Genomic DNA, 21,555 nt, shown 5'->3' with positions numbered 1-21,555 from the left:
TCACGTCTCCCCGGCACGACGCATCCGCCTGTCAAACCGCACAATATGCAACTTGGCCGCGATAGCAAATGCCGAAGTCAGTCCCCGGCTCAGGCGGCGTGGCTCTCTGCCTGGCGGCGCGCGTCCTCGATGTCGAGGCGGAAGCGGGCGACCATGGCCGCGAGTTCGGCAGCTTCCTGGGCCAGGGTGTGGCTGGAGGCGTTGGTTTGCTCGACCATGGCGGCGTTCTGCTGGGTCATCTGGTCCATCTGGTTGACCGCCGAGTTGACCTCGCCCAGGCCGGTGGCCTGTTCGCGGCTGGCCGTCGCCATGGCGCCGACATGGCCCGAAATCTCCTCAATGCGGGTGATGATGCGGGTGATGGCCTCGCCGGTCTCGCCCACCAGCGACACGCCGGAGCGGACTTCCTCGCCGGACCGGGCGATCAGATCCTTGATCTCCTTGGCGGCGGTGGCCGAGCGGCCGGCCAGTTCGCGGACTTCCTGGGCGACAACGGCAAAACCGCGCCCGGCCTCGCCGGCACGCGCCGCCTCGACACCGGCATTGAGCGCCAGCAAATTGGTCTGGAAGGCGATCTCGTCGATGACACCGATGATCTGGGTGATCTTGCCCGAGGCGTCCTCGATGCGGCTCATGGCATCGACGGCGCGGGCCACCACCTCGCCCGAGGCGCGGGCATCGCTGGCGGTGTCACCGGCAAGCTTGTCGGTTTCGGCGGCGCGGCCGGAGGCAGCCCGCACGGTGGCCGAGATCTGATCGACGGCGGCGGCGGTTTCCTCGAGCGAGGCCGCCTGCTGCTCGGTGCGGCGCGACAGATCATCGGCGGCCGAGCGCATCTGGGCGCTGCCCGACTGAATCGAGCCGGCATTGTCGCGGATGCGGCTGAGCGTATCGCGCATCTGCTCGATCGACTCGTTGAAATCCAGCCGCAGCCTGTCGAGTTCGCCGGTAAACGGCGTGTCGATGGTGGACACCAGATTGCCCTGCGACAGGTCGCGCAGCGCGGCGCCGAGCGCATCGACGGCAAAGCGCAGCTGGGCATCGGATTCGGCTTTTTCGGTGTCGGACTGCTGGCGTGCCTGTTCGGCCATTTCGCGGGTGCGGTTGCTCTCGTCCTCGACCCGGATCTTGTCGATGGCATTGGACTTGAACACATCCAGCGCACGGGCCATCTCGCCAATCTCGTCGGCGCGGGCATTGTCGGTGACGTCGACATCGAGATCACCGGAGGCGACATCACGCATGGCGCCGACCAGCCGGGTGATCGGACCCTTGAGCGCGGTGATCAGCAAAAACGCGGCGAGGAGGCCGAAGAGACCGCCGATGGCCGCCGCCGACAGGGTGATGCCGTTGGCGCGCTGCTTGACCGCCTCGGCGCCCTGCTGCTGGCTGCTGGTGAAGCTGAGAACGCCGCTCCAGGCCTGGTTGATGCGGTCGGAGGCTGCCGCAAACAGGGCGGTTTCGGCCTCGCGCTTGGCAATCAGCTCGGCCATCAGTGCCGGAATGGTGACGGATTTGGCGCTCCAGGCCTGGCCGATCGCCTCGAGCACGGTTTCCCCACCATCGGAGAAGGCGATCAGCTGAATGCTCTGATCCACCCGGCTGAGCTTGGCGGCGACGTTCTCGCCGCTGATCTCGTCGGGCATGCCGAGGAAATGCACAATCGCCAGTTCAAGCGCGGACAGGCGCGCGAGGAAATCGCGGCTGTCGCTGATGATCTGCTGACCCTGCAGGATCTGCTGGTCAAGCTCGCCGAACCGGAGGGTGGCGGCGCGGGCAAACTGGGAGGCAAGGCCCTGCAACTGGATGCCGGTGGGACGCAGGCCGCCGGCGAATTTCTGCAGCTCGATCATGCCGGCCGGACCAACATTGCCGGTCTTGAGCGTGTCCAGCAGACCGCCCATATTGTCAACGATCAGGCTCTTGAGTGCAGGCTTGGTGTCGGGAATGGCCTTTGGCAGGTCTCGCTGCATCTTGCGAATGTCACGCTTGAGCGCCTCGGCGGCCTCGAAGGCTGCTTCGGGCGTGTCGGCGGCGTTGATGGCGGTGGCTATCTCGACGACCGTTGTGGCGCCGCCCGTCAGATTGTCAGCCGAGCGCAGCATGGTCTTGGTTTCGTTCTCGGCGTCGGCCAGTCCCTGCCCGACCGTCTCGATGTGCCTGTTGAGACGATTGCGAACCTCACCCAGCTCGGTCAGGGTGTCGGCGAAGCCGGCGCGAAGGCCGGTGACCTCGCCATGCAGCAGCCAGAGGCTGTCGACATCGCCGCGCAGCGCCTCGGCAAGCTGCCGGGATTGGCCAAGAGCATCGGATTCCTGCTGGTTCTCCGCCAGCATCAGCACTTTTTCCATGCGGCCGAGCTGTGCATCGAGGCTCTGCATGACGCTGTCGCGCTTTTCCTCATTCTGATCGTGCAGAAAGTTGGTCATGCCGGCATAGGCTTCCTTGAACCCGCTCAGGGTTTCGATGCTGGCGCTGGTGCCGGTCAGCCGTCCGCCGAGCAGGGAGCCGGTGTAAAGATTGATCGCAGCCAGGCCAACCATGCCCGCCACAAGCGGCATGACCAGCACAATGACTTTGGTCTGAATCGAGAAACGGGCAAGCAGCTTGTCAATACTCATGTGCACGGGTCCTGCGGAAAAAGCTGGAAAACATGCGGAACGCGAACCGCGACGGCAAGGACTGCATCATGCAAACACGCCGGTGCTAAGCCTGGCCGCGTGTTTCCCCCCATTGATCGCAGAATGGCAGTGCAAAGTTAACACGGACTGAACGCAAAGATGGCGCTGCTGAGGCCACACGGTCAAATGGAATTGGCCCGCGCCGGCGAGGCAGACAGCCGCGCCTCAAACGCCACCGCGATGGCTGGCGCAGCCCGGAAAAACCTTTATAACCGGAGCATTCTTGACAAAACCATGGTGATTTATGGCATCTCGCAAGGTCGGCAAAACGGCATCTTTGAAAACAGCGGCCAGGAAACCCTCGACGGCCTATCTTGAAGCCAAGCGCGGCGTCGGCAATTGGGCCGAAGCCACCGAATGGCTCCGGGTCCGCGGCATCGAGGACATCGAGTGCATCACCCCGGATTTCGCCGGCGTGGCGCGCGGCAAGATGATGCCATCCTCGAAATTCACCTCCAACACATCGCTTGCCTTGCCATCGGCGGTGTTCCGGCACACGATCTCGGGCGAGTATCCGGATGAAACCGACGATTTCCGCTATGATCCGCTCGACGGCGACCTCAAGCTGGTGCCGGATCTGTCGACCCTGTCGGTGGTGCCGTGGGAGAGCGACCCGACGGCGCAGGTGATCTGCGACATGGTCACCACCAAGGGCGAGCCGGTGAGCTACACGCCACGCAACGTGCTCAGGCGGATCGTCGGGCTCTATGCCGAACGCGGCTGGAAGCCGGTGGTGGCGCCGGAAATCGAGTTCTATCTGGTGGCGCAATCCGACGATCCGGATTATCCACTGAAACCGCCGCGCGGGCGGTCCGGACGGACGATCACCGGCGGACAGTCCTACTCGATTGCAGGCGTCAACGAGTTCGACGAACTGGTTGACGATATCTATGACTTTTCCGAAAAACAGGGTCTGGAAATCGACACGCTGATCCATGAGGAAGGCCCGGCGCAACTGGAAATCAACCTGCGGCATGGCGATCCGGTGGAACTGGCCGATCAGGTGTTCATGTTCAAGCGGACAATCCGCGAGGCGGCGATCAAGCACGGCATGTACGCCACCTTCATGGCCAAGCCGATGCAGCAATATGCCGGATCGGCGATGCACATCCACCAGTCGCTGGTCGACCTCAAGACCGGCAAGAACGTGTTTTCCAAACCCGACGGCGAGCCAAGCGAGGCGTTCTTCAGTTTTATCGGCGGCATGCAGCATTATGTCCCCAAGGCGCTGGTGATGATGGCGCCCTACGTCAATTCCTACCGGCGGCTGACACCGGACATGGCCTGCCCGGTCAACAATGCCTGGGGCTATGACAACCGCACCACCGCATTCCGGGTGCCGCCGTCCGAACCGGTGGCGCGACGGGTGGAGAACCGCCTGCCGTCGTCGGACTCCAATTCCTATCTGGCGCTGGCGGCATCGCTGGCCTGCGGCTATCTCGGCATTGTCAACGCGCTGGTGCCGAGCGACCCGGCCTACAAGAGCGTCAACGAGGGCTCGGTGGAGCTGCCGCGCGGGCTGCTCGAAGCCGTGTCGGCGCTGGAATCCGAGCCGGCGTTTGCCGAGGTGTTCGGCCAGGAGTTCATCAACACCTATGCCGGGGTCAAGCGTGGCGAGTTCGAGACCTTCATGCAGGTGATCAGCCCCTGGGAACGTGAATTCCTGCTGCTTAACGTTTGAGATTGGTCGCTCATGGCTTACCAAAGTCCTATCGCGCCGGGTGTCTCCTTCTATGAGGCGACGGCCGGCGACCGTCCCGCCTACCCTGCCCTGCCCGGAGCAACGACGGCCGATGTGGTGATCATCGGCGGCGGCTTTACCGGGCTGCAGGCAGCCTACCATCTCGCAGCCGCCGGCAAGGACGTGGTGCTGATCGAGGCGGCGCGCTTGGGCGACGGCGCCTCGGGGCGCAATGGCGGCCAGATCGGCACCGGCCAGCGGGCCTGGGTGGAAGAGAGCGAGGCCGAATTTGGCCGCGCCGCAGCCACACACCAGTTTGCGGTGGCGGAGCGGGCGAAGGCGCATCTGCTGGATTTCGCCACAGCGCACGGGATCGAGGCGGATTACCGGCCGGGGCAGATCTCGGCGGCGCACAAGAAGGGCTATGTCAAGGATTACCGCGATCACGTCCGGATCATGGCGGAAGACTACGGCTATGAGGGCCTGCACTTTCTCGACCGCGACGCGATCGCGGAAAAACTGGGCTCGACGCGCTATCATGGCGGCATCTATGACCGGGCAACCGGGCACATCAATCCGCTGAAATATGTCGTCGGGCTGGCGCGGGCGGCGGCGGCTGCGGGTGCAAGGCTGCATGAGGCGACCCGGGCACGCGCCATCGCGAGCGCCGGCGGCAGCGTGACGGTGACCACCGATCAGGGCCGGATCACCGCCGGCAGGGCGCTGATTGCCTGCAACGCCCATATTGACGGGCTGGAGCCGGTGACATCGGCGCATGTGATGCCGATCCGCTCGTTCATCGGCGCCACCGTGCCGCTGGGCGCCGACAGCCCGGTGATTCCGGGCGGGGAATCGGTCGACGATTCCCGTTTCGTGGTGCGCTATTTCCGCAAGAGCGCCGACGGCCGGCTGCTGTTTGGCGGGCGCGAGGCCTACACGTCTGACAATCCGAGAGATATTTCCAGCCACATCAGGCGGCAGATCGCCGAGATCTATCCGGCGCTGGACAGGGTCGAGATCAGCCATGCCTGGGGCGGTTCGGTCGGCATCACGCTGACGCGGCGGCCGTTCGTGCGCGAGGTGATGAAGAATGTCACCTCGATCGGCGGGTTTTCCGGTCACGGGGTGATGCTGTCGAATTATTGCGGCAAGCTTTATGCCGACCATGTGCTGGGCGGCTCGGAGGATCTCGAGGTGATGCGCAACCTCAAGGTCGGCCCCTTCCCCGGCGGCGACCGGTTCAGAACGCCGCTGCTGTTCCTGGCGCTGACCTGGTTTTCGCTCAGGGACAAGTTTTGAGAGTTTGGGGGCACTAAGCGCGCTGCACACTTTTGCGCGACATGCATTACTGTTCCGACAGGCGCCGTTTCCGCTTGCCGCGGGCAACTTCGGTCGCCAGCGCGTCCAGTTTCGGCTCCCAGTGGCTGCGAAAACGCTCCAGCCACTGGTCAACCTCTCTCAAGGACGCCGTTTCGATGGCGTAGAATCGCCTGGCCCCCTCAGGCCGCACGCTTGCGAAGCCGTTTTCCCTGAGGACTTTCAGGTGTTGCGATACCGCCGCCTGGGTGATGCCGAACTCGCCGTGAATGACCTCGACAACCTCGCCGGAGGAGAGCTCGTTCTGAGCAAGAAGCTCGAGAATGCGCCGTCGTACGGGATCTCCGAGAACATCAAGAGCGTGCATTGCCGCTGTCCCTAGCCTTGAGACACACCCAGGTAAAACCCGGCCGTGCGCTCGGCCGCTGCCTGTGCCTGCAAGGGGGTCTCGCCGCGCGCAATATCCGCTTCCCCCCACAACCGGGCGCTCTGCCGCATGAACCCTTTTCCAGCGGCGGATTTGCTGAAGGCCTCCTCGTCCATCCTCGGCGCGTCCGGGGCTGCCAGGTGCGAGGCAAGGCCGACAAATCCGAGTTCCCACCCGACGCCGACCGCGCCCGGACCGTACTGGTGCCAGAACGCGCTGACGATGGCTGTATGGGTCAGGGTCAGGCGAGTCACGTCCGCTGCTTCAGTGGTCAAGCGCCCCTCCACCCAACTGACATCGGCGTGCATTTCCCAGGTAACGGCAAGATGCCGGGGCGGTTCGCATTCAACGATTTCACCTCCGGCGTTGCCCTTAAACTGGAAACGCCCGCCCAGACGGAGATCGCCCTCAAGCGGCAGAAACCAGCGCGGAATACGTTCGCCATTGGTCAAGGCGTCCCAGAGATCATCCATGTCGGTCTCGTAGAGGCGAGACAGGATCACCGACCGTGCCGGCCTCCCATCCTTTTCCAGGTCGATGACCGAACGGTCGAGCTTTCCAAGGTGCTGCTCAAGGTCACAGGCCATACGGATCTCCCTGCTGCCATGGGTTGATATAAGTTGAAACTTATACGATTCGGGACTATCGTCAATCCGGAATGCTCCAACCGTTCGCTTAAAACGATGTTGCAGACGCTCGAGGCCGCGATGAAAACACACAAGATCTACTCCACCAGCTTCGCCAGCATCTACAAGCTTTATGTCGCCAAGGCCGAGAGGAAGGGCCGCGCCGCGGAGGAAGTCGACCAGATCATTTTCTGGCTGACCGGATACGATCAGGACAAACTGCGTCAACTGCTGGAAGGCATGACCGATTTCGAGACCTTCTTTGCCGGGGCGCCCCGGCTGAACCCGTCACGCTGCATGATCACGGGAGTGATATGTGGTGTCCGCATCGAGGACATCGACGAGCCGGTCATGAAGGAAATACGATATCTGGACAAGCTGATCGACGAATTGGCTAAAGGCAGACCGATGGAGAAAATTCTCCGCTCCGCTTGATCCACGTCTTTGGCGACGCCGTCCCCTCGCTGTTGCAAGGAGGAAACCCCACAGAATACAGCCACGCCCCTAGCTTTATCTAATCGATTAGATTATGAAAAGGCACCGTTCACGGACAGGATGCACCCCATGAGCCAGATCATCATTCCGGTCGATCCCTTCGACTATGTCGTCTTCGGCGGCACCGGCGATCTTGCCGAGCGCAAGCTGCTGCCGGCGCTGTATCACCGCCAGATTGCCGGGCAACTGACCGACCCGACCCGGATCATCGGCGCCTCGCGCGCGGAGATGGACCATGACGGTTACCGGGCGTTTGCGCGGGACGCGCTGAAGCTACACCTCAAGCCACAGGAATATGACAATGACGAGATCGAGCGTTTTCTGGCGCGGCTGTTCTACGTCGCCGTCGACGCCAAGTCGGACAGGGGCTGGCCGGAGCTCACGGCGATCCTCGCGGAAGGGGCTGACCGGGTCAGGGCGTTTTATCTTGCCGTCGGACCGGCGCTGTTTGGCGACATTTCCGAGCGGATCCGCGCCAACGGGCTGATCACCGGGCAAACCCGCATCGTGGTGGAAAAGCCGATCGGGCGGGATCTGCACTCGGCGCGGATGCTGAACCGGACCATCGGCGAAGTCTTCGATGAAGAACAGATCTTCCGCATCGACCACTATCTGGGCAAGGAGACGGTGCAGAACCTGATGGCGCTCCGGTTCGCCAATGCGCTGTACGAGCCGCTGTGGAACTCCGCCCATATCGACCATGTGCAGATCACCGTGGCCGAATCCGTTGGCCTTGAAGGCCGGGCCGGTTATTATGACAAGGCCGGTGCGCTGCGCGACATGGTGCAGAATCATATCATGCAACTGTTGTGCCTGGTGGCGATGGAGCCGCCGGCAACGATGGATGCAGAAGCCGTGCGTGACGAGAAACTCAAAGTGCTGCGCTCGCTCAAACCGATCACCGAGAGCAATGCCGACACCGTCACGGTGCGCGGCCAGTACAAGGCCGGCGCCTCGTCCGGCGGCCCGGTGAAGGGCTATCTGGAAGAGCTTGAAGGCGGCGTGTCGAGCACCGAAACCTTTGTTGCGCTCAAGGCGGAAATCAACAACTGGCGCTGGGCAGGCGTGCCGTTTTACCTCAGGACCGGAAAGCGGATGAGCGAGCGGATCTCCGAGATCGTGGTGGCCTTCAAGCCGATTCCGCATTCGATCTTCGATTCGGCCGCCGGCCGGATCACTGCCAACAAGCTGGTGATGCGGCTGCAGCCGGATGAGGGCGTCAAGCAGTGGATCATGATCAAGGATCCCGGCCCCGGTGGCATGCGGCTCAAGCATGTCTCGCTCGACATGAGCTTCGCCGACAGCTTCGCCGAACGCAATCCGGACGCTTACGAGCGATTGCTGCTCGATGTGATCCGCTGCAACCAGACCCTGTTCATGCGCCGCGACGAGGTTGAAGCGGCCTGGTCATGGGTCGATCCGATCCTGACTGCCTGGTCGGAAACCGGCCAGCCGGTCCTGCCCTATACGGCGGGCACCTGGGGACCGAGCCAGGCAATCGCACTGATTGAACGAGACGGAAGGACCTGGCATGAGACCGACTGATCCATTGCAAACCCATCTTAAGCGAACCAGTTTTGCCAATGGGGCCGAACTGGCAAACGCGCTGGCTGCCCGGGTGGCCGGTGCGCTGACAGCGGCAATCGAGGCGCGCGGCCGGGCAACGCTGGCCGTCTCCGGCGGCACCACCCCGAAGAACTTCTTCATCGCGCTGTCCAATCTGCCGATCGCCTGGAACAAGGTCACCGTGACACTGGTCGACGAACGCATGGTGCCGCCGTCGAACGACCGCTCGAACCATCGCCTGGCCAGCCTGTTCCTGCTGCAAAACCACGCCGCGGAAGCGGCTTTCGTGCCGCTCTACTCCAGCCCTGGCGACGCCACGGCCATGGCAGCGGCAGCAGCCGGCAAGATCGATGCCCTGGCCCCGCCGCTTGATGTGGTGGTGCTGGGAATGGGAACCGATGGTCATACGGCCTCGTTCTTTCCCGGCGGCACGACGCTCGCCGCGGTGACCGACCCGGCGTGCGGCCAGAGCGTGATGGCGATCGAGGCGCCGGGCGCCGGCGAGCCAAGGCTGACGCTGACCTTGCCACGGATCGTGGACGCGGGCCTGATCGTGCTCCATATGGAAGGAGACGAGAAACACAGCGTGCTGACCCGCGCACTCGAGGCGGGCGATGACGCGGAGATGCCGGTGCGTGCGGTGTTGCGCCATGCCAGAACCGCAGTCGAGCTTTTCTGGGCGCCCTGAGACACACCAGCCCCCTCGCCGCCCTGCCGACCCTATCTTATGACTAGAAGGATGCCAGCCATGACTGTCGATCCCCGCATCAAAGCCGTCACCAGCCGGATCATCGAGCGATCCAGGCCAAGCCGCGAGGCCTATCTGGCGCGGCTGCGCGAGATGGCGGAGAAAGGCCCTCACCGCTCGACCCTGTCCTGCGGCAACCTTGCGCATGGCTTTGCCGCCTGCGGCCCGTCCGACAAGGCCAACCTGGCCGGTGACGTGGTGCCCAATCTGGGCATCATCACCTCGTACAATGACATGCTCTCGGCGCATCAGCCGTTCGAGACCTATCCGGAGCAGATCCGCAAGGCAGCGCGCGACGCCGGCGGCGTGGCGCAGGTAGCCAGCGGCGTGCCGGCCATGTGCGATGGCGTCACCCAGGGCCAGCCGGGCATGGAACTGTCGCTGTTTTCGCGGGATGTGATCGCGCTGTCGGCGGCGGTCGGGCTGTCGCACAACATGTTTGACGCAGCAGTGTATCTCGGTGTCTGCGACAAGATCGTGCCGGGCCTGCTGATTGCCGCCTTGAGCTTCGGGCACCTGCCGGCGGTATTCATTCCGGCGGGACCGATGACCACGGGTCTGTCCAATGACGAGAAGGTGCGGATCCGCCAGCTTTATGCCGAGGGCAAGGTCGGCCGGGCCGAGCTGCTCGAAGCCGAATCCAAATCCTACCATGGGCCGGGCACCTGCACCTTCTACGGCACCGCCAATTCGAACCAGATGCTGATGGAGATCATGGGGCTGCACATGCCGGGCTCATCGTTCATCAATCCGGGCACACCGCTCAGAGAGGCGCTGACTGCGGAGGCTGCCAAGCGGGCGCTGGCGATCACCGCACTCGGCAACGAGTTCACCCCGGTGGGGGAAATGATCGACGAACGCTCGATCGTCAATGGCGTGGTCGGACTGCACGCCACCGGCGGGTCGACCAACCACACGCTGCATCTGGTCGCCATGGCGCGGGCCGCTGGCATTCGCCTGAGCTGGGAAGATATTTCAGAGCTGTCGGATGCGGTGCCGCTGCTGGCGCGGGTGTATCCGAACGGACCGGCGGATGTGAACCATTTCAATGCCGCCGGTGGTCTGGGCTTCATGATCGACCAGTTGCTGTCGGTCGGCCTGCTGCACGAAGAGGTGCGCACGGTCTGGGGCAAGGGGCTGTCGGCCTATGCAGTGGAAGCCAAGCTTGGCGAGAATGGCCAGGTCAGGCGCGAACCGATATCCAGGGTCAGCGGCGATCCGAAGGTGGTGACCACGGCCGACAAGCCGTTCCAGCCCAATGGCGGGCTGAAGATGCTGACCGGCAATCTGGGCAAGGCCGTGATCAAGATTTCCGCGGTCAAGCCGGAGCGGCAGATCATCGAGGCGCCGGCGCGGGTGTTTCAGACCCAGGCCGAGCTGCAGGATGCATTCAAGGCGGGCACGCTGACCGGTGATTTTATCGCCGTGGTCCGGTTCCAGGGCCCCAAGGCCAACGGCATGCCGGAGCTGCACAAGATGACCCCGCCGCTGGGTGTGCTGCAGGACCGTGGTCAAAAGGTTGCCCTGGTCACGGATGGCCGCATGTCGGGGGCTTCGGGCAAGGTGCCCGCCGCCATCCATGTCACGCCGGAAGCCAAGGATGGCGGTCCGATCGCGCGGATTGAGAACGGCGACATGATCCGGCTGGATGCGATCGCGGGAACGCTCGAGGTGCTGGTGGATGCGGAGCTGTTTGCCGGGCGGCCCGCCGCTGAGGCCGATCTGAGCCACAATGAATGGGGTATGGGCCGCGATCTGTTTGCCCGCTTCCGCGAGACTGCCGGAACCGCCGACGAGGGCGCCAGCGCGCTCTATTGAAGCTCATCCCGGATTGGCGGATTGCAGGATCCGGACGGGCAGGCAGCGGCAGGTGGCGGTCAAAGCTGGCTACCAGGAGCGCAGATCCATCACCCGGTCACGGTGGGCCGGGTGGGTGCTGAAAACAAAGACCCGGTTCAGTTCGCGTTCGGCCATCATTCGCAGAAAGCGAACTTCGATGGTGTTGTTGGTGTTGATCCGCATCACCACGCAGCCGACCTTGGCAATCCGCGCCTCGGGGATTTCCAGGCAAAATTGCGGCGGAATATGGAACTGGGTGACGATGCCGAGGACGGCGCCGCTCAATGAAATGGCCAGCACCTCGCACCGGCGCGACGCCATGTGCAGCACACCTTTCTCGGTGTATTCGATGCGGGCCTGGTTTCTGGTTTCTTCCATTGGGAACCGCTTCTCGCGGTCGTACATGAAAGATTCTTCCTTTTGCAGATAGTTCGTCCCCGAAGCCATCATCGCCATGGCACGTTCCCCTTCAGTCATGTGCACCAGTTCTACCCCCCACACCAATTCTAGCCCCCAAGGTTTAATAGAAAATGACGCGGCCGCAGATTTCCGGGCATCGCTTTTTGCGCCGGCCCGACGGCCCGGACAGACCGATATCGTCCCAACTTCGATCACTTCCGGTAAGCGGCGATCACGGATCACGTGATCGCGCGTGAGAACCGGCCTGCCTTTCATCACGCAGTGCAGCATCAAGGCGGTTCGGCGGTGAAAATCGCCAAGACCGCAAACCCCGCATTCCGGGGCCAAGGACCGGGTCGAGAGCCGCATCTGTGAACGGTGCAGGTGGCCCGGCGTTGACAATGATGGCCGCTTCACGATCGCGATGATGAGGCAAACCGTTGTATTCACGATGTCATTTTTCCACTGACCTGGAGTTTTGCCGGTTTTGCTCACGGCCGCCGCTCAGCCCGGTCACATCGATGTCATTCGCAAGTCATCCGTGGAAGCCCCAATTTCAGGTCATCGGAACGGCGCGGCCCAAACGACAGACCACCCAGACACGGGCCGCACGCTTCACACCAAGACCACGATCACTGCACACACACCTCAAAGGAAAACGACCATGAACAAGCTCATCATCGCCCTCGGCCTCACACTGGCAACCGCGACCGGCGCTTTGGCCCAGACCACGGCACTCGACGCCTTTGTCTTTCCTGCCAATGACGGCACTGCCGCCCTCTCGACAAGCGGCACTTCCAACGACCTGGTCAGCTATGACCGCGCCGGCAAGGACGGTTCGCCGACTTTTGCAGCGCCGCAGGGCGGCATCGACTTCACCGCAACCGCGTCGACCGGCGGCACCGTCTCCAACGAGCAGATCCGCTACGACCGGGCCGGCAATGACGGCTCGCCGGTCTTTGCCCGCTAACATCTGCCGCCATGCAGGGCCGGTTTTACTCCCGGCCGGTCCTGCGCTCCGCCGCTTCTGATCACGCAGCCGTGATGACAAGACGGTCACGGGCCACGGAACCATTCCGAAGCCCAGCCATTGTCACCCCGAACCACACAGCAAACACATCAACGCTGTCCTCCCAAGACGCGAAAACCATCCCGAAAGGATTGTCTCATGAACAAGCTCATCATCACCCTCGGCCTGACACTCGCAGCCTCGACCGGCGCCTTCGCCGACACCACGGCACTCGACGCCTATGACGTTCCCGCCGCTCAGGGCACCGCCGCTTACGCAGTCGGCACTTCCAACGACCTGGTCAGCTATGACCGCGCCGGCAAGGACGGTTCGCCGACCTTCGCAGCGCCCCAGGGCGGCATTGACTACACCGCCACGGCTTCGACCGGCGGCGGCGTCTCCAACGAGCAGATCAGCTACGACCGCGCCGGCAAGGACGGCTCGCCGAACTTTGCCCGCTAAGACCACCTGATGGATGGGGCCGGGTCCTCCAGCCGGTCGCATCCGTCTCCCGACGGTCTGCCTGTCCCCAAGGGTCTGCGGACCCTCAGGTCTTAAAGCCAAAGCCGGCCCTCCCCCTGCCCGCCACGGCTTCAAGACCCCCCGCGACCCCGCGGCGCCTCACCCTCCGTCAGGCACCCGGGATCCCGCGCAAAAGCCTCGTCCGAAAGGACGGGGCTTCTTGCGTTGAGGAGGCGAGGCGATGAGCTTAGTGCCTGTAGGAATTTCCATCCGCATCAAACAGATGCAGCTTGGCCTGATCGGCCTTGAAGCGCACCGTGTCGCCGCGGTTGATCTTCAGATGGCCCGGCAGCTTGGCAATAATCGGCTCGTGCTCTGTCAGGCCCTCGATATAGAGCAGCGTGACCTCGCCCAGCGCCTCGACAATCGACACCTTGCCTTCAAACAGGAAATCCTCGCCGGTGGAGATGGCAAGATCTTCGGGCCGGACGCCGAACGAGACCTGTCTGCCGGTCTCACTGTCGGCCACGGGGATGCCGGTTGCCACCGATTTTCCGCCAGACAGGATGACCGTTGCACTGGCCCCGGCCTGGCTGATGCTGGCGGGGATGATGTTCATGGCCGGAGAGCCGATGAAGCGGGCGACGAACAGGTTCCTTGGCCGGTCATAGAGTTCCATCGGCGGGCCGACCTGCTCGATATAGCCGGCCGACAGCACCACGATCCGGTCGGCCAGCGTCATCGCCTCGATCTGGTCGTGGGTGACGTAGATCATGGTGGTGTCGGGCATGGATTCGTTGAGCCGGGCGATCTCGATGCGGGTGGCGACGCGCAGCGCAGCATCGAGATTGGACAGCGGCTCATCGAACAAAAATACCTTGGGATCGCGGCAGATGGCGCGGCCGATGGCAACACGCTGGCGCTGGCCGCCGGACAGGGCCTTGGGCAGGCGGTCAAGATAGTCCGTCAGTTGCAGCATGTCGGCAGCGGCCTTGACGCGGCGATCGATCTCCTCGGAGGATTCCCGGGCGATGCGCATGCCGAAGGCCATGTTGTCGTAGACGGTCATGTGCGGGTAGAGCGCATAGGACTGAAACACCATGGCGATGCCGCGCTTGGACGGCGGCACGTCATTGACCACCATGCCGTCGATTTCCAGCGTGCCGCCGGTAATCTCCTCAAGTCCGGCAATCATCCTGAGAAGTGTCGACTTGCCGCAACCGGACGGGCCGACAAAGACGATGAATTCGCCCTGCGCGATATCCAGATCGACCCCGTGTATCACCTCGACATTGCCGTAGGATTTCTTCAGATCCCTGAGTTTCAAGCCAGCCATAGGTCCCTCCCTGTCGCGTCCGTCATTGCTTCACCCGAGCCTGGCGAAAAAAGCATCATAAGGCGCAAGTTCGATTGTTCCGGAACGCAGGATCCCGGAGAAACCATGCCCGTCGAGCGGTTCCAGCACGCCTCGAGGGCAATCGATCATCTGGGTTTCCTCACTCAGGTTGAAAGCGCAGAAAATCGCTTCGTTGCCGTCGCGGCGGATCATCGAGAGCACAGCGTCACCGGTTTCGGCAAATTCGAGTGCGCCCTTGACCAGAGGCCGGTGCGCCCGGCGAAAGGCCAGAAAGTGGCGGTAATGATTAAGCATCGAGGCCTGGACATGATCCTGCGCATCGACCGCAAGCTGGCGATGCTCGGGCGGGATCGGCAGCCAGGGCTCGCCGCTGGTGAAGCCGGCACATTGGTCATGCTCGGACCAGACCATCGGCGTGCGGCACCCATCGCGGCCCTTGAAATCAGGCCAGAACTGGATGCCGTAGGGATCGCGCAGGTCTTCGAAGGCGAGGTCGGCTTCGGTGAGGCCGAGTTCCTCGCCCTGATAAAGACAAACCGAGCCGCGCAGCGACAAGAGCACGCCGACCAGAAGCCGCAGGTAGCGGTCGGAATCGACGGTGCCGCCGCTCCAGCGGGTGGCGTGGCGGACGACATCATGGTTGGAAAAGGCCCAGCAGGCCCAGCCTTCGGGTGCAGCGGCCATGAAATCGGACAGGACGGTGCGGACCCGCTTGACGGTAATCGGGGCATTGGCGAGAAACTCGAAGGCGTAGCACATGTGCATCTTGTCATGGCCGGACGTGTAGTCGGCGACGATCTGCAGCCCGATCTGCGCATCGCCAACCTCGCCCACGGCGGTGGTCCCGGGATATTCATCCAGCACCGAGCGGAACATTTGCAGAAACCCGATGTTTTCCGGACGGTTCTTGTCATAGACATGAAGCTGATGATTGTAGGGATTGACCGCTGGCGCGATGGTGTCGTTGCGCAAGTCCTTCGCCAGCGGCGGGTTGTCGCGCAAGTCCTTGTCATGGAAAAAGAAGTTGATGGTGTCGAGGCGAAATCCGTCGACGCCGCGATCCAGCCAGAAGCGGGCAACATCGAGCAACGCGGCCTGAACTTCCAGATTGTGGAAATTCAGATCCGGCTGGCTGGTGAGAAAATTGTGCAGATAATACTGTTCGCGCTTGCCGTCCCATTGCCAGGCCGATCCGCCAAAGATCGACAACCAGTTGTTGGGCGGGGTGCCGTCGGGCTTGGGATCGGCCCAGGCATACCAGTCGGCCTTCGGATTGACGCGGTCCATCCTGCTCTCAATGAACCAGGGATGCTGATCGGAGGTGTGCGAAAGCACCAGATCGATGATGACGCGGATGCCGTGCTCATGAGCCACCTTGATGAGATAATCGAAGTCAGCCAGGGTGCCGAACATCGGATCGACATTGGTGTAATCCGAGACGTCGTAGCCGAAATCCTTCATCGGCGAGGTGAAGAATGGCGAGATCCAGACCGCATCGACGCCCAGCGAGGCAATGTAGCCGATCCGCTGGGCTATGCCGTTGAGATCGCCGACGCCGTCGCCGCTGGTGTCCTGATACGAGCGTGGATAGACCTGATAGATCACGCCGCCGCGCCACCAATCGGAATCAGGCTGGTTTTCGGCGCCGGTCTGCAGCTTCTTGCCGGCGAGCGTCATGGTTTTCATTCGAACTCCGTTACTTCACTGACCCGGCCAGCAGGCCGCGCACGAGATATTTCTGCATGGCGAAAAACACCACCAGCGGGACCGCGATCGACACGAAAGCCGAGGTTGCAAGGATTTCCCAGTTGCCGCCGCGGGTGCCGAGCAGTTCGACAATCTGCTTGGTCATCACCGTGGTCTCGCCAGTGGAATCGATCAGGAAGACCAGCGCCACCAGCAGATCGTTCCAGGTCCACAGGAACTGGAATATGGCAAAGGAGGCCAGCGCGGGAAACGACAAGGGCAGGATGATCTTGACGAAGATCTGGAAATCGGTGGCGCCGTCGACGCGGGCGTTCTCGATGATGTCGCGCGGCAGGCCGACCATGTAGTTGCGCAAGAGATAGATCGCCAGCGGCAGGCCGAAGCCGGTATGGGCCAGCCAGACCCCGAGATAGCCCTTGCCGATGCCGATGTCGTTGTGCAGCCGCAGGAGCGGGATCAGCGCCAGTTGCAGCGGCACCACCAGCAGGCCGACGACGGCGGCAATCAGCAGCGCGCGGCCGGGAAAGCGCATCCAGGCCAGCGCGTATGCGGCGAAGGCGGCAATGACGATGGGGATGATGGTGGCGGGAATGGTCACCGTCAGGGTGTTGAAGAAGGCCTTGGCCATGCCCTCGCGGTTGCCGGGATCAAACAGCACGAAGCGGTAGTTCTGCAACGTGAATTCCGGCGGTGCGGTGGCGGTGGTGAACACGCGGGGCAAGCGGCTGTCGCCAAAGCTCTCAGGCCCGGAGAGGCGGAAGCCGCCATCGGCGGCGACGGTCAGGCTGGCGCCGTCGCCAACATCGACAACATCGCCCGGGACAAAGGCGTTGGGCGCACGCGAGCTTGTGCCCCATTTGCTGATTTCGACCTTGTCGCTGTCGAACAGGTTGCCGGCAATGACGAATTCGCCATCGACAACGCTCTCGTCGCCGGAAATGCGGATCGCCGGCGCTTGCCGTTCCTGGGTGAACAGCGCATTCCACCAGCCGGTGTTGGCAATCTGGTCGGCGGTCCGGAACGAGGAGACGAACAGCCCGACGGTGGGAAACAGCCACAGCGCCACAAGAACCACGACCGAAATGTGCATGGCCCAGGTGAGTGGCGATTTCTTCGATGATAGACGCATCTGTCGCCTCCCTCAGCGTGTTTCCCTGCGGGCATTGTAGACGTTCCAGGCGAGAATGGGCGTCACCAGCAGCATGATGGTCATCGCGCTGGCGGAGCCGACACCCCAGTCATTGGCCCGGAACAGCTTGTCATACATGTAATTGGCCAGAACCTGGGTCTCCCACTGGCCGTTGGTCATGGCAAAGACGATGTCGAACACCTTGAGTACAACGATGGTGATGGTGGTCCAGACCACAACAATGGTGCCCGAGATCTGCGGCACCTTGATGCGGAAGAAGATCTGGAACGGGTTGGCGCCATCGATGACGGCGGCCTCGATGGTTTCCTCGGGGATGCCGCGAAGGGCGGCCGACAGGATGACCATGGCAAAACCGGTCTGGATCCAGACCAGCACCGCCATCAGAAAGAAGGAATTCCAGTAGGGGATCGTCAGCCAGGTCTGCGGCTCGCCATAGGGCAGTTTGGCCGAGAGCAGCGAGACAACCGAGCCGAGCGACAGCCAGACAACCCAGGCCGCCACGGCGGCAAACGCTGCGCGCAGCACAAGGCCCAACCGGGAGGTAGCCGAGTGGCTTTGGCCACCGCGCAGCAGCGAGCGCGCCATCTGAAAAACCCCGTAGGCCAGAAACGCGGCAAACACGATCAGCACCAGCGCCGGCACGATCTGCAGCACCAGCACCGAGAATGGCCCGCCGTCAAAGCCGAGCCAGGCGGCATTGAGCACACCGATCTGGTCCTGATTGACCGGCCTGGTGTCATAGACCAGCTTCCAGATCACGGCGGCGCCGACAAAGGAAATCGCCATCGGCATGAAGATCAGCGATTTGGCGATATTGCCCCAGGAGATGCGGTCGGTAAGCTGGGCCGCCAGCAGCCCAAAGCCGGTCGAGAAAGCCGGCACCACAATCAGCCACAGCATGTTGTTGCCGAGCGCTTCCCAGAATTTCGGCTCATCCAGCATCTGGCGGTAATTGCCCAGGCCGATGAAGGCGCCACCGGCATTGCGGTCAGTGACCGACAGCCACAGCGTGGCAAACACCGGATAGGCCAGGTAAAGCCCGAGGGCAAAAAGGGCCGGAAACAGGAACAGCCAGGGCCGGATCCGGTTGGCCCGGTTGATGTTGCGGCCGGCGTGCTTGCCGCTGGCGGGAAACAGCACCCGGTCAAGAAACTGGTTGGAAAAATAGAAATAGCCAATGCAGCCGCCAACGCCAACGATGATGGTGATCAAACCCTGAAGTGCCGGATGCATGGTCCCCCCCAATCGGCTTTGACTAATGGAGACCCCGGCGCGACACCGGGATCTCCAGACATGAGCGGGCTGTTACTTCAGCGAATCCCACGACTTCTGGATCGCGGCGGCCACATCCTCGGCGGATTTGCCGCCGGTGTAATCGACCATCCCGGTCCAGAAGGAACCTGCACCGACGCCGCCGGGCATCAGATCGGATGCGTCGAAGCGGAAGGTGGTGGCGCCAAGAAGGACGTCATTCATCTTCTTGAGCGTCGGGTCGGAAAACACATCGGTGTTGACCGCCTTGTAGGGGGTCAGGAAGCCCTTCTGCGCCATCCAGATTTCATGGGCGATCGGCGATTGCAGGAAGGTGATCAGCGCCTGGGCGCCGGGGCTGTCCTTGGTGACGGCCCAGACGGTGCCCGCACCGAGCACCGGCTTGCCCAGATCCTTGCCGGCATAGGCTGGCATGTAGAAGAAATCCGCGTCAGTGCCGACCTGGGTGCCATCGGGGAAGAAGGCCGGGATGAAAGAGGCCTGATGGTGCATGTAGCACTGCGGCGGCGAGGAAAACAGGCCCTTGGGGCTGTCGCGGAAATCGGTGGTGGCAACCGCGCCCGCGCCACCGGCGACAAAGGCGTCATTGCGGGCGAACCAGCCGAATTCCTCGATTGCGCCGATAACGGCGGGATCGGTGAACTTGATCTCGTTGGAGACCCATTTGTCATAGACATCCGGCGCCTGGGTGCGCAGCATCATGTCCTCGACCCAGTCGGTGGCAGGCCAGCCGGTGGCGCCGCCCGAGCCCAGACCGATGCACCAGGGTGTTCCGCCATCGGCGGCGATTTGTTCGGTCAGCGCCTTGAGATCTTCCATGGTTTCGGGGATCTCGTAACCGGCATCCTCGAAGTTTTCCGGGATGTACCAGACCAGCGACTTGACATCGACCTTGTAGAAAAAACCGTACAGGTTTTCCGTGCCGTCCTCGCCGGCATAGGTGCCGAGATCGACCCAGGACTGGCCTGCGGCGTAGTTTTCCCTGACCCAATCACCGGTGCCGTCGGCCAGCGGCGTGAGAAAGCCGCGTTTGGCCATATCGGCGGCAAGGCCGGGTTGCGGGAACACCGCGACATTGGGAGCCGAACCGGCTTCGGCGTCGATCATGATCTGCTGCTCGAAGCTGTCGGAACCGACATATTTGACGTCGGCGCCGGTGGCCTCGGCAAAATAGGCCAGGACTGCCTCGACATTCTCCTGGTCCGGTCCGAGCCAGGGACCGAAGACGGTCACTTCCTCGCCATTGAGCTGGGTGGCCTTGAGAGCCTCAAAGCTTTCCCAATTGAAATCGCCCTCGCCGGGGGTGAATTTGAGATCGGCGGCAGAGGCCGGCCCCAGCATCAGCGCAGCGGTTGCAGCACTCATCAAAAACAGTTTTCTCATAGAAATTTTCCTCCGGAACATTGCCTGGCCTCCTCATGAAGCGAAACAGGCTTTCCCAACCAAGGCCATGATAAACCCAAAGCGCTTTGGTTTGGGTTCAGAGGATTACGTGTGCCGTCTTGAGTCAAGCTGAAAATTTTCAGCCTGCGCAAATTGCCCATCACCCGACCTGTTTCCTCGGATTTTTGCTGCGTTGCAGCGCTATTTCGCATCGCATCATGAAGATGTTTGTTTCTTTCCGCCCCCGGGCCGGGATTAATTGACAGGCTTGGGATGGACGGCGCCCGCCAATTGATATTGAATTCTCCAAAGCGCTTTGAAAGAACGGACACCGCCATTGTGAACCTGAAGCAGCTCTCAGAATTGCTCGAATTGTCGCAGACTACTGTTTCGCGGGCGCTCAACGGTTATCCCGAGGTCAACGAGAAAACCCGGCGACGGGTGCTCGAAGCGGCGCAACAGCATGGCTACAAGCCCAATTCGAATGCCCGCAAACTGGCCACCGGCAGGGCCGGGTCGATTGGCTATGTGCTGCCGGTGGGCAGGAATGTCGATCTTGATCCGCATTTCGTCGAATTCCTGTCAGGCATGGGCGAGCACGCGATGATGCGGGACGTCGATCTGTCGCTGACGCCGGCCTCCTATGAGCGCGAGAGCGAGGCCTATCGCCGCATTGCCGCCAGCCGCTCGGTCGACGGCGTTTATCTGTCGTCGATGCGCAGTGACGAGAAGCGGATCGGGCTGGTGCGGGAGTTGCGGCTTCCGTTTCTGGCGCATGGCCGGGCGCAGTTGCCCTCGGACGGCTATGCCTGCGTCGACATCGACAATGAGGGCGCCTTCCATGACGCGGCGCGGCTGCTGCTGCAGCTCGGGCACCAGCGGCTGGCCTATATCAATGGCGACATGGAATTTGCCTTTGCGGTGCACCGCCTCAACGGGGTCAAGCGGGCGATGGCCGCCTACGGCGTGCCGATGGACAGACTTGCCCATCATTCCGCCGCCATGAACGAGGAAAACGGCTACCGCATCGCCATGACGCTGTTTGGCGAGACCAGCCCGGCCACACGCCCGACCGGCGTTCTCAGCGCCTCGATGTTCACCACGCTGGGCGTCGTGCGGGCCTTGACCCATCTGGGGCTGAGCCTGCCTGACGACGTGTCGATCATCACCCATGACGATGTGTTTCCGTTCCTCAAGCCGGAGCGCTTCTCGGTGCCGCTGACCACCACGCGCTCGTCGATCCGGGCGGCCGGCGCGCGCATCTGCGAACGGCTGGTCGACATCATTTCCGGCGTCGAGACCGACCCGGTGCAGGAAATCTGGCCGGTGGAGCTGATCGTGCGGGCGTCGACGGGCCCTGCCCCGGCAGAGCGCAGGATCGTGCGAAAGCGACCGGCGGAGGCTGCGGAGTAGCGGGCGGGACGCCTTCGAAATCG

20 protein-coding genes are annotated in these 21,555 nt (G+C 62.7%); 10 read left to right on the top strand and 10 right to left on the bottom strand.

From position 1 onward, the window contains the following. Positions 1 to 89 precede the first annotated feature (89 nt). On the bottom strand, positions 90 to 2,621 hold the full coding sequence (locus PZ897_RS18385) for a HAMP domain-containing methyl-accepting chemotaxis protein (protein ID WP_275754169.1): 2,532 nt from the start codon (positions 2,619 to 2,621) through the stop codon (positions 90 to 92). Between the two features lie 159 nt (positions 2,622 to 2,780). On the opposite strand from PZ897_RS18385, the gene PZ897_RS18380 reads away from it, so the two are divergent. The 3 genes from PZ897_RS18380 to PZ897_RS18370 are packed head-to-tail and all read left to right on the top strand — an operon-like array spanning position 2,781 to position 5,661. Beyond that, entirely contained in the window at positions 2,781 to 2,999 is a 219-nt protein-coding gene (locus PZ897_RS18380) for a hypothetical protein (protein WP_275754168.1), read from the top strand. Next, entirely contained in the window at positions 2,926 to 4,362 is a 1,437-nt protein-coding gene (locus PZ897_RS18375; protein WP_275754166.1) for a glutamine synthetase family protein, read from the top strand. Before PZ897_RS18380 ends, PZ897_RS18375 begins: the two co-directional genes overlap by 74 nt. Positions 4,363 to 4,374: 12 nt before the next feature. Further along, positions 4,375 to 5,661 carry an FAD-binding oxidoreductase gene (locus tag PZ897_RS18370; protein WP_275754165.1) on the top strand — a complete coding sequence of 429 codons (1,287 nt, stop codon included), beginning with the start codon at positions 4,375 to 4,377 and terminating at the stop codon, positions 5,659 to 5,661. Between the two features lie 46 nt (positions 5,662 to 5,707). Here the strand turns inward: PZ897_RS18370 and PZ897_RS18365 are convergent, their stop codons facing one another. Then, a complete protein-coding gene (locus tag PZ897_RS18365; protein WP_275754164.1) occupies positions 5,708 to 6,046 on the bottom strand; it encodes a metalloregulator ArsR/SmtB family transcription factor in 339 nt (112 codons plus the stop codon). Between the two features lie 11 nt (positions 6,047 to 6,057). Continuing rightward, positions 6,058 to 6,693 (bottom strand): SRPBCC family protein, encoded by a 636-nt coding sequence (locus PZ897_RS18360; protein ID WP_275754162.1) that lies wholly within the window; start codon positions 6,691 to 6,693, stop codon positions 6,058 to 6,060. Between the two features lie 120 nt (positions 6,694 to 6,813). Here PZ897_RS18360 and PZ897_RS18355 point away from each other — a divergent pair, with 120 nt between their 5' ends. The 4 genes from PZ897_RS18355 (at position 6,814) to edd (ending at position 11,359) form a co-directional block, all read left to right on the top strand. Next, a complete protein-coding gene (locus PZ897_RS18355; protein ID WP_275754161.1) occupies positions 6,814 to 7,167 on the top strand; it encodes a DUF2200 domain-containing protein in 354 nt (117 codons plus the stop codon). A 129-nt stretch (positions 7,168 to 7,296) separates the two neighbouring features. Then, complete coding sequence (zwf, locus tag PZ897_RS18350) at positions 7,297 to 8,772, top strand: glucose-6-phosphate dehydrogenase (RefSeq protein ID WP_275754159.1); 1,476 nt, start codon at positions 7,297 to 7,299, stop codon at positions 8,770 to 8,772. Beyond that, positions 8,759 to 9,481 (top strand): 6-phosphogluconolactonase, encoded by a 723-nt coding sequence (gene pgl / locus PZ897_RS18345; RefSeq protein WP_275754157.1) that lies wholly within the window; start codon positions 8,759 to 8,761, stop codon positions 9,479 to 9,481. The genes zwf and pgl overlap by 14 nt, the downstream gene beginning before the upstream one ends. A 60-nt stretch (positions 9,482 to 9,541) precedes the next feature. After that, positions 9,542 to 11,359, top strand: coding sequence for a phosphogluconate dehydratase (edd, locus tag PZ897_RS18340; protein WP_275754156.1), 1,818 nt, complete (start codon positions 9,542 to 9,544; stop codon positions 11,357 to 11,359). Between the two features lie 69 nt (positions 11,360 to 11,428). On the opposite strand, the gene PZ897_RS18335 is transcribed toward edd, so the two are convergent. Beyond that, positions 11,429 to 11,827 (bottom strand): hypothetical protein, encoded by a 399-nt coding sequence (locus tag PZ897_RS18335; protein ID WP_275754573.1) that lies wholly within the window; start codon positions 11,825 to 11,827, stop codon positions 11,429 to 11,431. Positions 11,828 to 12,443: 616 nt separating this feature from the next. Here PZ897_RS18335 and PZ897_RS18330 point away from each other — a divergent pair. Further along, positions 12,444 to 12,749 carry a hypothetical protein gene (locus tag PZ897_RS18330; protein WP_275754154.1) on the top strand — a complete coding sequence of 102 codons (306 nt, stop codon included), beginning with the start codon at positions 12,444 to 12,446 and terminating at the stop codon, positions 12,747 to 12,749. A gap of 198 nt (positions 12,750 to 12,947) precedes the next feature. Beyond that, a complete protein-coding gene (locus tag PZ897_RS18325) occupies positions 12,948 to 13,250 on the top strand; it encodes a hypothetical protein (protein WP_275754153.1) in 303 nt (100 codons plus the stop codon). 247 nt (positions 13,251 to 13,497) lie between these two features. Here the strand turns inward: PZ897_RS18325 and ugpC are convergent, their stop codons facing one another. The 6 genes from ugpC to PZ897_RS18295 all read right to left on the bottom strand — a co-directional run bounded on the left by ugpC (position 13,498) and on the right by PZ897_RS18295 (position 20,457). Further along, entirely contained in the window at positions 13,498 to 14,586 is a 1,089-nt protein-coding gene (gene ugpC, locus PZ897_RS18320; RefSeq protein WP_275754151.1) for a sn-glycerol-3-phosphate ABC transporter ATP-binding protein UgpC, read from the bottom strand. A 30-nt stretch (positions 14,587 to 14,616) separates the two neighbouring features. Next, positions 14,617 to 16,284 (bottom strand): alpha-glucosidase, encoded by a 1,668-nt coding sequence (locus tag PZ897_RS18315; protein ID WP_275754572.1) that lies wholly within the window; start codon positions 16,282 to 16,284, stop codon positions 14,617 to 14,619. Positions 16,285 to 16,303: 19 nt separating this feature from the next. Beyond that, positions 16,304 to 17,443 (bottom strand): carbohydrate ABC transporter permease, encoded by a 1,140-nt coding sequence (locus PZ897_RS18310; RefSeq protein WP_275754150.1) that lies wholly within the window; start codon positions 17,441 to 17,443, stop codon positions 16,304 to 16,306. Positions 17,444 to 17,455: 12 nt separating this feature from the next. Further along, complete coding sequence (locus tag PZ897_RS18305; RefSeq protein ID WP_275754571.1) at positions 17,456 to 18,406, bottom strand: sugar ABC transporter permease; 951 nt, start codon at positions 18,404 to 18,406, stop codon at positions 17,456 to 17,458. A 363-nt stretch (positions 18,407 to 18,769) separates the two neighbouring features. Beyond that, positions 18,770 to 20,119 (bottom strand): ABC transporter substrate-binding protein, encoded by a 1,350-nt coding sequence (locus PZ897_RS18300; RefSeq protein WP_275754149.1) that lies wholly within the window; start codon positions 20,117 to 20,119, stop codon positions 18,770 to 18,772. After that, positions 20,116 to 20,457 carry a hypothetical protein gene (locus PZ897_RS18295; protein ID WP_275754147.1) on the bottom strand — a complete coding sequence of 114 codons (342 nt, stop codon included), beginning with the start codon at positions 20,455 to 20,457 and terminating at the stop codon, positions 20,116 to 20,118. The genes PZ897_RS18300 and PZ897_RS18295 overlap by 4 nt, the downstream gene beginning before the upstream one ends. Position 20,458: 1 nt before the next feature. Here PZ897_RS18295 and PZ897_RS18290 point away from each other — a divergent pair, with 1 nt between their 5' ends. After that, positions 20,459 to 21,532 carry a LacI family DNA-binding transcriptional regulator gene (locus tag PZ897_RS18290; RefSeq protein WP_275754146.1) on the top strand — a complete coding sequence of 358 codons (1,074 nt, stop codon included), beginning with the start codon at positions 20,459 to 20,461 and terminating at the stop codon, positions 21,530 to 21,532. The last annotated feature ends 23 nt before the right edge of the window (positions 21,533 to 21,555 follow it).

Source organism: Hoeflea sp. YIM 152468, assembly GCF_029210485.1.
Taxonomy (GTDB): Bacteria; Pseudomonadota; Alphaproteobacteria; order Rhizobiales; family Rhizobiaceae; genus Hoeflea.
Note: the sequence above shows the minus strand (reverse complement) of the source record. Positions and strands in the feature narration are given on the sequence as shown.